Consider the following 15,120-nt stretch of genomic DNA (forward strand, 5'->3'; position numbering starts at 1 on the left):
GGCTTCATAAAACTTCACCTGACATTGAAACAAGGATATTTTGTATGAAAACCAAAATTAATGCCTTATTACTATTATCCCTATTTTCTTTTGGCAGCCAGGCTGCATCATTTACAATTAATGCAAAAGATCACTGCATCTACCCGCCATTAAGTAACGTCAGGGTGCAATCAGGTACCGCATTACAGTTTCAGTTGCAACCGGGTACCTATACTATGTCCTTGCTCTCAAATAACATGAGTTGTGCAAATGGTTCATTAAGCGATGGCTGCCAAATCAGCTCCGTCTATTTACAAGGCGGTTTAGGTAATGCTCGCTGGGGCACCACCGTTGGTAGCGCGCCCATCACCGTCAACGTGCCTACTACCGCAACCTTTATGGCGTTTGTGACAGACGATAACTGCGTTGACAATACAGGTAGTGCAACCATACAAGCAGATAAAGTTTCAAATTAATATATTCCGCGAGCTGTCTTATTGAGGCGACTCGCGGATTTTTTTAAACTTAAGCCTTTTAAATAATCTATAAAAAAATCATTTTATATAATTTTCACGCGGATTTAATCAGTGCTGTGCCGCAATGTTAGCCTCTTAGCAGCTAAGAGAACTCTTGATTATTCCAGCCTCACCAACGGCCTGTAACCCAACATATCCCGGAACGTACAAAACTCAGGCGCGCCCAGCTTAATAACCGGGGAAACCCGCATCAGTTTTTCCAGATACGTTGCTCTTAACATCTGCAGCAGGCAGAGCTCCTCATCGACCGGTTTGTGGATGAGGTAGGACACGCTAATATGAAACTCGTAGACATGGTGATTGCTTCGTCTGCAGTGTAGTGTGCTGCTGAGCGCGTCCCGGAGTGAACGTATTTTGCTATTTTCCGCCGGGTCCAACGGCGCCAGCGACAGGGAAACACCTTGCTTTAACCCAATTCCGCCAATGCGCATCTGCAAAGGTAAAGAAGATGTTAGCCTGAAATCTGCCAGTTTTGCGGCAAACAGCCGATCGCACTCATCCATCGAAACATCAAGATTGAGATCTTGTGGCCAGGCCGGATGATACCGTGCCCGATCGTTGGCACCATTAAACACCGTCATGTGATAGCTCGACGGCGGCAGAAACGCATAACAGCGACCCAATCCTGCGGCTTTCATCGCGTCCACCATTTCGCCAGTTACACCAACCATCTCACTGTCCTGGGCCAGATGACAAATCAGCGTGTTTCCTCTGAAAGGCAGTACCTCACCGTTAGCGTTAAACTTTTCACCGATGGCATTCTCTTTCCACCCTTCCTGCTCCAGCACTTCTGACATGATTTAGGCTCCCGCGCATGATCGTGAACGCTTATCTGTGGCGTTTTAATGTCTGGACTGGCATGGCCACAGGCGATGTTATGACGTGAGGCCACAACGCTCTTTATGGCTCCCCATCTTCAGGATACCGCGCGATCATGACCGTTATCAGACAGCAGTGCCGGTGGAACAGGAGGGGGTAAGCAAGGCGTGGTTTTAAACGCACGGGTTCAGGACAGCGAGCGGGGGTTAACCCAGAGCAGGCAAAAAACAAAACGGGATGTCATGCCATCACCGCCCAGCGCTATCGACGTCCTGACTATTTTTTCCGTAACAGAAAAACAGCAATTGCGGTTAGCACGCCCATCAGTGGCATAGCGATAGCGCCCGAGAAGAAGTCGTAATGGTCATGGCGATTACTCCGGCGAATATCAGCAAAGCGGTTAAGCGCCTGATTGCTGTTAATCGCACTCACCTCTTCAAATTGTTTTTCATAGCCCTTTTCTTCCAGCAGATAAGCGCCGTCCGCATCATTTCTTTCCAGAACAACGGTGTGCTGACCTTTTTGATAGAAACAGTAATCGGGCATTTTACGATTCGCCTGAAAGGGAGGTGAGAAATGAGGCTATCCTGCCGGGCTGATGGTGTAAATACATATTCTTCCCCTGTGCGTCAGCCACCAGCCTGAACCGGATTACACATTATGCGCTGAGACCGAATGATGCCCACTGCTGAAGGTATTACCGGCCTGGGCATTTACTCTTTGAAAATGCGGTTCGGCATGATTATCTCTGGGCGTTACAGCGACGGGCTTACCGGATGTTAATCCAGTGATAGTGTTTTGCGGATTGGCGGATTCACCCGCGCCCGCTTTCGCGGGAATGGATTTTACCGAATCCTCAGAAGGCGTATAAAGCGCCTGCTGCAGGGTGCTTTCATTTTGTGAAAGGCTCTCATCCACCTGCGCCAGCTGGCGGCGCATAACGTTGAGCTTAACGGCGGTCGCCAGGGGTATTTGAAGCTGTTGATCGTTCAATACGCTTAACTGCTGGCGGGCACCATACTGCTGCTGTAACAGCGCACGGTACTGGCTCTCATAACCCCATACGGTCGATTGCTCCTGCTCAAACTGAAGCGTGGAGATGTACCCCTTTGCTAACAACGGCCGCCATTTGTTGACCAGCTTTTGAGCCATACCGATTTGCGCCGATTCAATTTTAATTTGCTCTGCCAGCTGCGCAAGTTGACCATTCAGCATGGCTTGCTGGAAACGGCTGTCGCTGACCTGCTGAAACGCGAGTTGTTGGGTATGATCGATGTCCTGAAGCAGGCTGCTCTGTTCAAGCTTTAGCTGCGCACTGACCAGCCGAATCTTTTCCGCCGCCAGTTTAGCCTGGGCAGAGGCAAGCTCAAGTGAAGCTGTGGTGAGCGCAGCCTGGCTCTGGCTCAGCGTGGCATCTGACGCTGCGCTGGAAGTAGGTGGTCGTGGCAGCGTGGCATGCGTTGCCGCCGCCAGCCGCGCGTGCAGCGGGTGGCTTTGCACGAAGCAGATCACGGTCATACTTCCCAGTACAAAAGACACCCAGTTTCGCCGGAGTAAAAGCACCCACGGGGACAGCGTTTCACCGCACTCAGCGCTGGAAGAGTCAACTATCTGCTTCTTAAAAAATGGTTTTTCCATTTTTTACCTTCAATAAGTGCGTGGGGATATTACTGGGCAAGGCACCCGGTCACAGATGTTTTATGCGTGCAGTTTATTCAAGGTGGATCGGGTCATTGATTTACCTCAGCGCATAACATCCCATTTCCGCATGCAGTTTTAAAACAGAAGAACATTTCCAGTCGTTACCTTTTGCAAGCGAGTTTCAACCGGTGGGATTTAGCTGGGCGAAAATGTGCGTTGACTGCGTGGTGGAAGGGCGTTTTACGGCGCTGGCAGGAAAGGCCGGAGATTGCACCAGGCGATCAAGGGCCAGAATCTGGCCCCTGATGAGTTAAAAGCGCCGTCCGGATAAGGGCGAGGAGCGACCAGCCTTACTTAACAAGATAAAGGTCCTTGGTGTAGTAGAACCCCAGGTGTGAGGGTGCATAACCGCCGACCTTTGGATTGACCAACTTGTTGAGCGCACCATAGAAAACCGGTATGACCGGCGTATCTTTCGCGATAATGTCGCTGGCTTTCTGGTAGTCCTGGGTTACAGCATGGGGATCGGTATCCATCCCCGCGGCTTTTACGGCCGCATCAAACCCTGTGCTGGCATAGCCTGAGCTATTTTGGCTGTCGCCACTGCGGAAGGTATTTAAAAAGGTAGAGGGCTCACTGTAGTCACCAATCCAGGTGTAACGCACCAGATCATATTGTCGCTGATGCATGGTATCTAACATGGTTTTCCATTCCTGGTTTTGCAGAGTGACCTTTGCACCTAATGTTTTCCCCCACATCGAGGCCGCGGCAATAGCGATACGTTGGTTATCCTGATTGGTGTTGTAGAGCAGAGTAAAACTCAGAGGATGACTGGCGGAGAAACCGGCTTCACTGAGCAGCGTCTGCGCTTTTTTTACCCGCTGCGCCTGCGTCCAGCCGGCCCACTCAGGCGGCGACAGCGTGACCTCCCCCATGGACAGAGGGAGAACGGTATAAGCCGCTTTCTGTCCCATGCCAATGACTTTATCGGCGATGATGCCTTTATCCAGTGCCAAATCCAGCGCCTGACGCACGCGAGCATCGGTAAAGGGCGGTTTATGCGTATTAATTTGAAAGTAGAACACGCTATAAACAGCCGTGCTGTGAACCTCTTTGGGCCGCTCTTTTTTCATCCGCGCAAAATCAATGGCGGGAATATTCTCCGTAATCGTAATACCGCCAGCCAGGTAGCGGTTAAGCTCGGCTGAAACGTCGTGAATGGGTAAAAACGTCACCCGGTTAATTACGGTATGGGCGTTATCCCAGTAACGATCGTTACGGGTCAGCGTAATTTTTTCATTTACCACCCACTGATCCAGTTTATACGCCCCGCTGCTGACCATGTTGCCCGGTCTGATCCAGGCATCGCCAAACTTTTTAATATTGTTTTCGCTGACCGGGAACAGGGAAGGATGCGCAACAAACTGCAGAAAATAGGATACCGGTTGATCCAGGGTGACCTGCACGGTGTGAGCGTCTAACGCTTTTACGCCCAGGCTGTCAGACGGGCTTTTACCGCCCGTTACCGCATCGGCATTAAGGATGTGCGCATAGTTAGCAAAAGACGCATAAGGCGAGGCGGTTTTTGGATCGGTCAGACGACGCCAGCTGAAGACGACATCTTCGGCGGTGAGAGGCGATCCGTCTGACCATGTCAGATCAGGGCGAAGATGAAAGGTCCAGACTTTGTTGTCGGTCGTTTCCCACGAACTCGCCAGTCCTGGCATGATTTTGCCCTCAGGGTCTGTCCGCACCAACCCTTCAAACAGATCGTTAATCACAGCAAAGGCATCATTGGTTTCGGCTTTATCGACATCCAGAGTTGAAGGCTCATCACCGTTGCCCCGCACGATCTCCTGCACAGGGGCCAGCGCCACGCCATTGGGTAAATTTGCCCCAAAGGCCACCGAAGAGAACGACAAACTCGTAAAAATTGCAGGTAAACACAGGCGGGCAACATATAAACGGCTCACGGACATTCGTCTGATTCCTTTTTGCTAAGTGATAATGTGACTTCGTACCACGACCATTGCAATTTGTGGGCCAGGGGCGAGGGTTTGTGCCATGCCAGTCTGCGGTCGGTTCGCGACTAAAACCGCGTAGCGGTGCACACTTCTGATGCAAAGAAGCACGTCACCGCTCAAATGTGACGCCGCGGTGAACCCTGGATTGCGTTACTCCGCCTCACGGGTGCATCTGTTTTGTGCACTGGGACAAATATGTGCACCGGGACAAATAAGGGCGGCCTGCGGTAATACACGCCGTGGTCTGGTTATAAGATGATGGGCAACACCGCTAACAGCTTGCCCTGACCTTCATGAGATAAAGCCCGCAACACAGGCAGATAAAACAAGTTGGCTGTCGGTCTGCGCCCCGCACACGTAGGTTAACGAAACTTTTACGTTATCCTGCCGAGCCTTTTTCATCCGCCACATACTTGTACAGGCAGGGCCTGATAGAGTCATTCACATCAATCAGGAGCCCGTATGAAAAAAGTGATTCTGTTCGTTATCGCGTTAGCAAGTGTTTCTGCCCTGTCGGGCTGCATCTGGCCATACTGGGGACCCGGCGGCGGCCCGGGACAGATGGGACCAAGTGGCGGTGGCGGTCCTGGCGGCGGTCCGCACAGGTAACCCATAATGGCCTCGCCATGAGGCCATTATCCCTTTGCCGATAAGGATTATTCTGACATTCCAGCCAGGCCCTCTTCCCGCCCTTGCCTTTGCTGGAGATTCCCCGCTTTTCATGACAAACTTGAGCACATCTTAAGGATAAGGAATGTGTACGATGTCAGGCTCAAACATCGCTTGTCTGTTTACGGAAGGTCAAATCACACTGCCTGAGGATTATCAGGACCGCACGGTTAATGCTTTCACCGCTTCTGCTGCCAACGCCCCCGCTTTTACTCTCTCACGCGATACGCTCGCCGACGGTGAAGCGCTGCCTGCGTACATCGATCGTCAGTTAACGCTGATGCAAAAACACATTAAGGGATGGAAACAGACTGAACGCGGCCCTGCCGTACTGGGTGACGATCTGCTTAAAGGCGAATGCGTGCACGCTAATTTTTTGCGTGACGGCAAACGCACCTGGCAACAGCAGTCGGTCTTCACGCCGGATAATCACAAAGTGCTGGTCTTTACCATGACCTCCATGTCCGCCATCAGTGACGCAGATCAGGCACAGTTTCAAACGCTGCTTAAAAGTTTTCGCTTTAACGCTTAACGACAAGGGCAATCATCTTGTTTGAAGCTGCACGCCTCGGCGATGATATCGGTCACTCTCATGCGCTGGCAGGCATGATTGCGGGTACCCTCGTCGGTGGATTGATCGCTGCGGCAGGCGGTATTGCGGCGGGTGCATTGATGGTCGCCGGCATAGGCGCATCCTGTCTCGGTGTTGGCGTATTGTTGGTTGGGCTCAGCATCGGCGTGGGTTATCTCACCGGAGAACTGGCTACCGCCGCCCGGGATGGGATAGCGGATGCCGGCGCGGCCAGCATGACCAAAAAAGGCACGATTACTACCGGCTCACCCAACGTGTTTGTTAACAGTAAACCTGCCGCCATGGCCACCAACAGCATAGTGGCCTGCTCGGACGATGGTCCGCAGCAGATGGCGGAAGGTTCCTCCCGGGTTTATATCAACGGCCTGCCTGCAGCACGTATCGACGATCGCACCACCTGCGATGCAAAAGTGATGACGGGCTCTGACAACGTCTACATCGGCGGCGAACCTGAGCAAACGCTCCCCATCAAGCCCGAAGTGCCTGAATGGGCCTATAAAGCATCGGACCTCACTCTGCTGTTTGCCGGCCTGGCCGGTGGCGTGGGCGGTGCAGCAGGCAAGGTCGGGGCGCTGGGTAAATTACTGAGCAAGATTCCCGGCATCAACAAAATCGCCCGAGTGGCCTGCCGTGCTGGTGCCTTGATGACCGGTGTGGCGGCCGCAGGTATTGTTGCCCGCCCGGTGGATATTGTCAGCGGCCAGAAATTTCTCAGCGGCGACGATGAGCTGGATTTTGTGCTCCCTTCCCGGCTGCCCGTTAGCTGGCAGCGTTACTGGCGCAGCGGTAATCCCGGCGACAGCATATTGGGCCGTGGCTGGAACCTGTTCTGGGAAACCCGGCTGGAGCACTATCAGGACGGGCTGGTCTGGCGCGCGCCCTCCGGCGATTACGTCTCTTTCCCTCGGGTACCAAAGGGACAGCGGACTTACTGCGAAGCGGAAAAACGCTGGCTGGAACATCACCGTGACGACAGCTGGTCGCTGTATGACATCAGCGGCGAGCGCTGGCATTTTATGCCATTGCCCGACGAAGGCCCCTCTCTTCCCCTTTGCCTCACCGACCCCAGCGGCAACCAGATAACCTTTGACTGGAACCCCGATCATACGTTGAACGCGCTGACAGACAGCGCCAGTCAGCGCGTGGTATGTCGCTATGCCGATAACAGGCTTAGCGGAGCCTGGCTGGATGACGAAATTTGTCTGGTCAGTTACGCTTATGACGATATGGGCCAGCTCGTTACGGTAACGGGCCGGGGCGGTAGCGTGCGTCGACGCTTCCAGTGGCGCGACGGCCTGATGGTCGCTCATGAGGATACAAACGGCCTGCTGAGTGAGTATCGCTGGCAGACAATTGATGGTTTGCCCCGTGTGGTGGCCTTCCGTCACAGCGGCGGCGAGCAGATGGATTTTGAGTACGATTTTGATAATGGCACCCGACGCGCGCGGCGTGATGACGGCGTTGAGGCGCACTGGTTGATCGACGATGACGATAACGTCGCCCGCTTTACCGATTTCGATGGTCGCCAGACAATGCTGGTTTATCGCGCGGGCGAGCTGTGCGATGTCATTCTGCCCGGCGGGGCTATGCGCTGCAGCAACTGGGACCGCTATGGTCGCATGACGCAGGAGATCGACCCGGTTGGACGACGAACCACCCGGCACTGGTTCCGCATGACCGATCGTATCCTCCGTACCGATTATCCCGATCTTACTGCTACCCAGGCGGCTTACGATCTTAACGTTCGCCTGCTCAGTGAAACTGATGCGCTCAATAACATCACCACCTATCACTATCCTGATGACACAGAAGTGCTGCCAGACAGCATCATCGATGCAACGGGCGGCGTGGTAAAGCTGGAATGGAACCGGCAAGGGCTGCTGACACGGCGTACCGACTGCTCCGGCAGCGTAACGACGTTCAGCTATGACCGATTTGGTCAGCTTATCCGCAGCGTAGATGCTGAAGGCCATGTTACAGCGCGCGAATGGAATGACAGCGGCCAACTGTGCGCCATCATTCATCCGGACGGCAGCCGTGAAACCCTGCACTGGAATCACCAGGGGCAGCTCAGCGCGTGGCGCGATCCGCTGGAAGCCGAGGTGCGCTGGACCTATAACGCGCTGGGTTTACCGGTGAGCCTGACAGACCGGATTGGTCGCACACGTCGCTGGCATTATGATGCACGTGGCAATGTGCTCCGTCTGGAAAACGGCAACGGCGGTGAATACCGATTTACCTGCGATCCGCTCGGTCGTCCATTGAGTGAAATCCGACCCGATAAAACCTCGCGTAATCTGGAATGGAACGTGCAGGGTTTTCTCAGCGGTTTACAGGAAAACGGCAAGCCCGCTCTCGATGGTGGCGCAGCCCGTCGCTGGCAGCACTTTCGCTACGACGACAGCGGCCTGATGACCGGACGCACGACGCAGCATGCCGAATACCACTATCGCCGCCACCGGAGCGGACAGCTCGCCGGCCTGGTTCGTACCCCGACCGCAGAGGGGATCGCACTCGGTATCGAAGAGGATGAAATCGCCTTCACCTATGACGCAGCAGGCCAGTTATTATCCGAGTCCGGTATAAACGGAAAACTGGATTACGAATGGGATGCCCTCGGCAACCTCACTCATCTGACCCTGCCGGGGGAACAGCAGCTTGCCTGGCTGCACTATGGCTCTGGCCATGTCAGCGCCATCCGCTTTAATCAGCAACTGGTCAGTGAATTTACCCGCGACCGTCTGCACCGGGAAATTCGCCGCAGTCAGGGCGCAAGGGAGCAGGCGCGCCAGTACGACAGTCTTGGCAGGCGCACGATGCAGCGCAGTGAATTGCATAGCCAGGTGGTGCTGCCGGAAAAAGCCATTCTGGAACGCGCTTTCCGCTATTCGGCACGCAGTGAACTGGAGTCTGTCAGTGATACGCTGCGCGGCGACATTATCTATGGTTACGATGATGAAGGCCGCCTGCTGAAGCACTATGAAGCCAGACAGGGCCACAGCACGTCGCATTTTGCTTACGATAACGCGGACAACCTGGCGGCAAACGACGATGCACTGCACGCGTTGCCGGTTACCGACAACCGGCTGCATCATTGGCATAATCTGTTTATGAAATATGACGGCTGGGGCAACCTGGTCCGTCGCCGTAGCGGCCTGCATGAGCAGCATTTTACCTATGATGCCGAAAACCGGCTCATCACCGCCAAAGGCAATGGTCCGGACGGCGAATTTACCGCACACTATCATTACGATGCGCTGGGCAGACGCACCCGCAAAGTAGTCAGAAGCCGGCACGATCGCAAAGAAACCCGTTTCCTCTGGCAGGGCTATCGTCTGTTGCAGGAGCAGCAGGATAACGGCCAGTGCCAGACCTATGTGTACGATCCCAACGAGGCCTGGAGCCCGCTGGCGCGCATCGATCATATGGCAGACGGCGGCCGGGGCGATATGTTGTGGTTCAATACCGATCTCAACGGGGCACCGCTGGAGGTAACCGATGAACGCGGCGACATCCGCTGGAGCGGCCAGTACGGCAGCTTTGGTGAAGTGCGCCAACAGACAGAGGGCTTTACCCGGCTGACGAAACAGTCTGCCCTGCCCCATCAGCCGCTGCGCTATGCGGGCCAGTATGCGGACAGCGAAACCGGTCTACACTACAATCTGTTTCGCTATTACGACCCGCAGGTGGGACGGTTCACGGTTCAGGACCCGATAGGGCTGGAAGGCGGCTGGAACCTGTATCAGTATGCGCCGAACCCGCTGAGCTGGGTGGATCCGCTGGGGTTGAGCAATTGCGGTGCTCCAAACAAAAAGACATCTTATGAAGGTATCAGTCGCAGAGATGCGTTTAGGCAAGCTAAAAGGGATGCTGGAATACCAATGAATCAACATCCTAACTCTATCACAAGACCCGACCTACTAGATGGGAGTGGTAAAAAATTATTAGATAGTACTGGGCAGCCAATAAAAACAAGGCAATACGAATTTGTTGACAAAAGAGGTCAGTCCGTCTTTCTGCAAGAACATAGTTTAGGACATACCAAGGCTACTTCTGGTCATGGAGCTGAACCTCATTTTAATCTTAGGCCTCTTGACAACTTGAATACCGGTTCAGTTCCTGGTACTCATGGTCACTATAATTTCCCATAAGGTATTTCTATGTGGTTTAAAAATGCGATAGGTAAAGAAAAAATTCAATTTATGTTTGATAATGAATTAAAAATTCAAAATATAGAAATTTCAAGTTTTTCATTGGAGCGCTTTTCAGACTTAAAAATTCATTTCTTTTGTAAGGAAATACCGAAAAAACATCCTGAAAAATGGAAGAAGGATGGATTCAATGCACTTAGTCTGGTGATTAACTTTGGAGATGTTATCCATTTAAATGCCACTGGTTCTAGAATCGGCTTCTTTTGCTCCCCGGAAATAAAGTCCTTTGAAAATTATTCAGAAATAAAAATAAAAAATAACGAGCTCGATTTTTATTGCAAATCAAAGTTCTTAACAATTGAAAGTATCACACCATATATAGATGAACGATGGGACTAAAAAGGAAGCCAGCAAGGCTGCTGGCTTCCTTTTTCAAGCGAACATTTCGTTATTAAAAGACAATCATCGGTCAAAATTGACACACCATTGCTGAACTAAACTAATAACAAAAATATTAAAGAAATCCGTTTCCTCTGGCAGGGCTATCGTCTGTTACAGGAGCAGCAGGATAACGGCCAGTGCCAGACCTATGTGTACGATCCCAACGAGGCCCGGAGCCCGCTGGCGCGCATTGATCATATGGCAGACGGCGGCCGGGGCGATGTGTTGTGGTTCAATATCGATCTCAATGGAGCGCTGCTTGAGGTAACCCATTAGCGGGACGATATCCGCTGGTATTGATTAATTGCAGTAAACCAAACAAAAAGACATCTTATGAAGGTATCAGTCGCAGAGATGCGTTTAGGCAAGCTAAAAGGGATGCTGGAATACCAAATAATCAGCAACCAACTAAAATTCTGCGGCCTGAATTAAGGGATGGTAACGGCAATGTAGTAATCGGCAAAGATAATCTGCCGATAAGAACGCGAGAATATCATTTTGAAAACAAAGACAATAAAACTGTGTTGATACAGGAGCACAGTTTAGGCCACCAAAAAGCCACTCCTGGACATGGTGCAGAACCTCACTTTAATACCCGAACCATTGAAAGGCCAGATGCCGGAAACTTTCCTGGAACGCATGGCCACTATAATTTCCCGTGGAGTAATTAACATGAACCTAATAGATTTAATTAGTTACAATAATTTTTTAAAAAAAATATTCCCTGATGGAATTGAAAGTAATGTTCTTATTGGAAAACTATCACTCGAGTTAGGAGGCCGCCTTGCAGTAAACATTCATACCAAACAGAAACCGGCATTTGAAATAGCCAAATGGGGAAAGTGGGGTGTTGATTACAATGTAATTGTCATACATGCTTTAGGTGGAAAGGGTGATATTGTTAACATAAAAAAATGGAGTAAAATAGAATACGCTCATTTATCAATAAATAAAAATGGTAGCGTATATGACTTACAGCAAACTGGCCTTCATCATGAACTATTCTTTTCCGTCGATATTTTAACTTTTCAAAATTGTACTACATACTTAGAACAAGAAGACATCTTATAAGGGGTCAGCCGCAAGGACGCCTTAGGAAAGCTAAAAGGAAGGCTGAAATAACAATGAATCAACACTATGGCCCTATCATTAAGCACCAGTGATAGCTTAAGAGCCAAATAAAATAAAAATGCATGTATGACAACTATTTAATGCATATGAAAAACTTTACCTGAATAAGCCAACCCCTCTGAATTATATTAAATTGAGAGGAATAGAGACGCTGGATATTTCATCTATAAAAACAATGATGAAATTTTTAGTTTAAATGCAGGAACTTTCGGAAAATTAGACTATGATAGAGAAGCCGATTATTTATAAGACTTAAGTAGTTAAGCACATAGAGTAAACCTTGATAATCTCGTAAAAAAAAATTTACTTGCTGTTTTTTAGTCGGAAATCAATTGAAATATGGAAAAAATCCCATATAGATGTCAACCTGTATCGGTATGCGCAGAACCCTTTGGATTGCGCAGATCCGCAGAGGTTGAGCATTGATAACTTAGTGTTCTTTTTGATCTTGCTTTCGTTTTCCGCTAATATATCGCCTCATTAAAAAAGTATAAACTTTAAATCTCTTCATAGAAAGAATAGAGGCTACTATGAGTAAAAATTTAGAAATTACCATTAAAAATGGCCGTTTTAAAAAATTAAGACAATGGAACAGACGGAAAAATTACTATATAAAACAATTAAAAATTGACACAAAAGTCTATATTGCTAAGCTTATATGGGATAAATACAAAAAAGAATTATTCGATGTTACGTTAGTCAAAACCGTACTTCTTTTGCGTAATGAAGGAACAGTTGGAGACGTTGTAGTAACAACTCCATTGATAAAATGCCTTTATGAAGCAGGTTATACTGTGGATTTATTATTAACAAAAAAAAGCAGTTTAGCTGTTAAGTACAATCCATATGTTAAGGATGTTTATGAGGCAAATGATTGTAGTAATGCAGTGTTCCTGAAAGATTTTAATCATACTGTTCCAGATTCCACCATCCAGTTAATGAAGAAAAAGAATTATGATTTAGTGGTTGATCTTTGTTTGTTTGAAACCCCAGTTCATCGTATGAAGCTTTTTCATGACATAAAGCCAAAAAACATTCTTGGATTTAATAAATGGAATTGCATCAATCATTACAGTAAGTCAATCTCATTCAAAAATGATAAAGAGCATGTGACGAAAGCTATTTCTATGGTTGCAGATAAAATGAAATTGGGTTTTATAGATAGCCGCGCATATGATTTACACATTCCAGATTTTATTCTTAGTGAAATTAATAATTATTTTAACACCTCTGAAGGGGATTCAAAAATAATCATCAATGCTTTCACTGGAAGTCCGGAAAGAAATTTATCACAAGACCAACTAGCTAAAACATTAGACATGCTTAAAAAAATGTCAAACGACATTAAAATAATTATTCTAGACCACAAGAATGAACTCAACATCCCCCTCCCTGAAAATGTCGTTATTAACCCATTTTCATCTCTGCATCACGTCATGGCATTAATTCGCGAGGCAGATATGATAATATCTCCAGATACTGCAATTGTGCACATTTCAGCAGCATGGAAAAAACCACTTATTTCTGTTTACAAAAATGTAGGCGACAATAATGAATTATGGGGCCCTGGATATAAAAACGCAAGTCAAATTATTATTAACAATAGAAAGTTATCTGATGTTGATATAGTACCGAATCTTATTATCGATGAAATAAAGAAAAGAGGCTTAATACCGTGCTAAGGGAAAAAATACAAACCTGCGCCTAACAAACCTTACGTTAATAATCAACTAGAACATAGTCTTATCCCATCATGCACACCAACCACTATTGCATGTATGAGGTATCATGAACTCAGCCCACAGAGTCTGACAGGCAATGGTTATTTACAACCATTCCTGTCAGATCAACAATAATTCATAATCTACCTTATTATGATATTGCGTGATTTTATGCTCATAAACTGCACTTCATCCTGATGTATTCTGTTCATCATCGGTATGGTAAGCGCGTTACGGCAATCACATTAACGAGACAGTGCCAGGGCGACGCACGTTAAACAACGTGAATGCCGTGCGAAAAGACTCGCTGTGGTTACCGTCAGTCAATCCTGGTCACAATATAAAAGCATGATCTGTTCCTTTTACTGATGAGATGATCAATAAAAAAAGATTTTAAAAGCACCGCCAACATTTATATCGCGCCTAAGTACGCAAAAAAATGTAGCCATTTAATGAATGTCACAGCAGTATTTTCTATGTCTTTATTAACAGTATGTACTTTTTTACCCGCCAGCCCTATGATTTGGCTGTGTCACCTGGACACGGTGGAGGTCGATATGAGAAATTTCGGTTTCGTCGTTCTTGGTCTGGTGGGTTTCTCTGCATTCAGCGTTGCGTTTTGCACACTTTGTTTAACCACTGCCGGTGTGTTGCATTAATCGCGTCTGAATTCCTCGACATGGCCCTTTGTGGCCATTTTTGTTTTCACTGCATCAAACGTAAGCTCTGCTATTTGCTTTCTCCGCTTCATAAAAACGTCATACTGCACAGCCCGACTTTGCAGGGCACTACGCAGCGGCACTGAGGCGGTAAAACCCAATACTGTTTTTTACGGCCAAAAGCGCCTGATTATGCTTGCAACCTTTGCCGCACGAGTTCCTTCTGCTAACGTTGTTATGATAACGACACTTTCGGACAAGGTAAGCTATGAATCAGTATGACAATCTCTGGAATGCTATTGAGACGCGCGTCAAGCAGAACAACGATGCCACGACGCTGGATATGGGCAATTCCGAAAATGTTTTTGTTAATCAGATCAGACAACGTACGGCTCAAATATTCATTCTTGAAATCATTCTGGACAAACACCGCAAACAATTTGGTACGCGCTATTTTCCTTTATCAGGAGAGGAGGCGCTTTATCACCTGATCTTTACGCGTACAAACTGGCTACCTGCTCAAATCAGAACGCTGTCACTTTCCGATGCGCTATTTGTTATTGCCGAACTTTTCCGAGACGGTAACCTTCAGGAAGGCGTCAAAAACTTCCTTGGCACCCAGGGGCTGCGCAATGTTTCCCATTCTGTTGATGAATTCTCGGACAGAGACTGGGCGCCAAAGGAAAATGAAGTTCATCTTTCACTCCCCTGAATGACGATAGCGCCAGTGTGGAATATTAACAGCGCCTGCAGGATG

At 48.8% G+C, this 15,120-nt stretch carries 12 protein-coding genes and 1 pseudogene; 9 read left to right on the plus strand and 4 right to left on the minus strand.

Annotation, left to right across the window (positions count from 1 at the left end; translation table 11 throughout):
• The first annotated feature begins 44 nt into the window (after positions 1–44).
• The gene (locus QNH99_RS16190) at positions 45–455 is read left to right on the plus strand and encodes a hypothetical protein (RefSeq protein ID WP_063878714.1); all 411 of its coding nucleotides are present in this window, start codon (positions 45–47) and stop codon (positions 453–455) included.
• A 158-nt stretch (positions 456–613) separates the two neighbouring features.
• Here QNH99_RS16190 and QNH99_RS16195 read toward each other — a convergent pair whose 3' ends face one another.
• The 4 genes from QNH99_RS16195 to QNH99_RS16210 all read right to left on the minus strand — a co-directional run bounded on the left by QNH99_RS16195 (position 614) and on the right by QNH99_RS16210 (position 4,954).
• Positions 614–1,312 carry a DUF1868 domain-containing protein gene (locus QNH99_RS16195; protein ID WP_109717139.1) on the minus strand — a complete coding sequence of 233 codons (699 nt, stop codon included), beginning with the start codon at positions 1,310–1,312 and terminating at the stop codon, positions 614–616.
• A gap of 298 nt (positions 1,313–1,610) precedes the next feature.
• Entirely contained in the window at positions 1,611–1,880 is a 270-nt protein-coding gene (locus tag QNH99_RS16200; protein WP_109717138.1) for a hypothetical protein, read from the minus strand.
• Positions 1,881–1,985: 105 nt separating this feature from the next.
• Positions 1,986–2,972, minus strand: coding sequence for a hypothetical protein (locus tag QNH99_RS16205; protein ID WP_410516919.1), 987 nt, complete (start codon positions 2,970–2,972; stop codon positions 1,986–1,988).
• Between the two features lie 353 nt (positions 2,973–3,325).
• Positions 3,326–4,954 (minus strand): ABC transporter substrate-binding protein, encoded by a 1,629-nt coding sequence (locus QNH99_RS16210; protein WP_410516920.1) that lies wholly within the window; start codon positions 4,952–4,954, stop codon positions 3,326–3,328.
• A gap of 507 nt (positions 4,955–5,461) precedes the next feature.
• Here QNH99_RS16210 and QNH99_RS16215 point away from each other — a divergent pair.
• From QNH99_RS16215 to QNH99_RS16250, 8 genes and pseudogenes are all read left to right on the plus strand, one after another.
• Entirely contained in the window at positions 5,462–5,608 is a 147-nt protein-coding gene (locus QNH99_RS16215; RefSeq protein ID WP_410516921.1) for a hypothetical protein, read from the plus strand.
• A gap of 154 nt (positions 5,609–5,762) precedes the next feature.
• Positions 5,763–6,200, plus strand: a complete 438-nt coding sequence (locus QNH99_RS16220) for a DcrB-related protein (RefSeq protein ID WP_063878709.1) — start codon at positions 5,763–5,765, stop codon at positions 6,198–6,200.
• Positions 6,201–6,217: 17 nt separating this feature from the next.
• Positions 6,218–10,411 carry an RHS repeat-associated core domain-containing protein gene (locus tag QNH99_RS16225; RefSeq protein WP_410516922.1) on the plus strand — a complete coding sequence of 1,398 codons (4,194 nt, stop codon included), beginning with the start codon at positions 6,218–6,220 and terminating at the stop codon, positions 10,409–10,411.
• A 9-nt stretch (positions 10,412–10,420) separates the two neighbouring features.
• Positions 10,421–10,810, plus strand: a complete 390-nt coding sequence (locus tag QNH99_RS16230; RefSeq protein ID WP_410516923.1) for an Imm50 family immunity protein — start codon at positions 10,421–10,423, stop codon at positions 10,808–10,810.
• 120 nt (positions 10,811–10,930) lie between these two features.
• A pseudogene (locus tag QNH99_RS16235) lies at positions 10,931–11,523 on the plus strand (HNH/endonuclease VII fold putative polymorphic toxin); the annotation flags it as partial.
• Positions 11,492–11,923: a hypothetical protein gene (locus tag QNH99_RS16240; protein ID WP_410516924.1), complete on the plus strand. Its 432-nt coding sequence runs from the start codon at positions 11,492–11,494 to the stop codon at positions 11,921–11,923. The pseudogene QNH99_RS16235 and the gene QNH99_RS16240, both read left to right, overlap by 32 nt.
• A 590-nt stretch (positions 11,924–12,513) precedes the next feature.
• A complete protein-coding gene (locus QNH99_RS16245; RefSeq protein WP_410516925.1) occupies positions 12,514–13,665 on the plus strand; it encodes a glycosyltransferase family 9 protein in 1,152 nt (383 codons plus the stop codon).
• A gap of 966 nt (positions 13,666–14,631) precedes the next feature.
• A complete protein-coding gene (locus tag QNH99_RS16250; RefSeq protein WP_063878706.1) occupies positions 14,632–15,075 on the plus strand; it encodes an ECs1072 family phage-associated protein in 444 nt (147 codons plus the stop codon).
• Positions 15,076–15,120 lie beyond the last annotated feature (45 nt).

The sequence above is a fragment of the Pantoea allii genome (genome assembly GCF_046529425.1).
GTDB classification, from domain to species: domain Bacteria; phylum Pseudomonadota; class Gammaproteobacteria; order Enterobacterales; family Enterobacteriaceae; genus Pantoea; species Pantoea allii.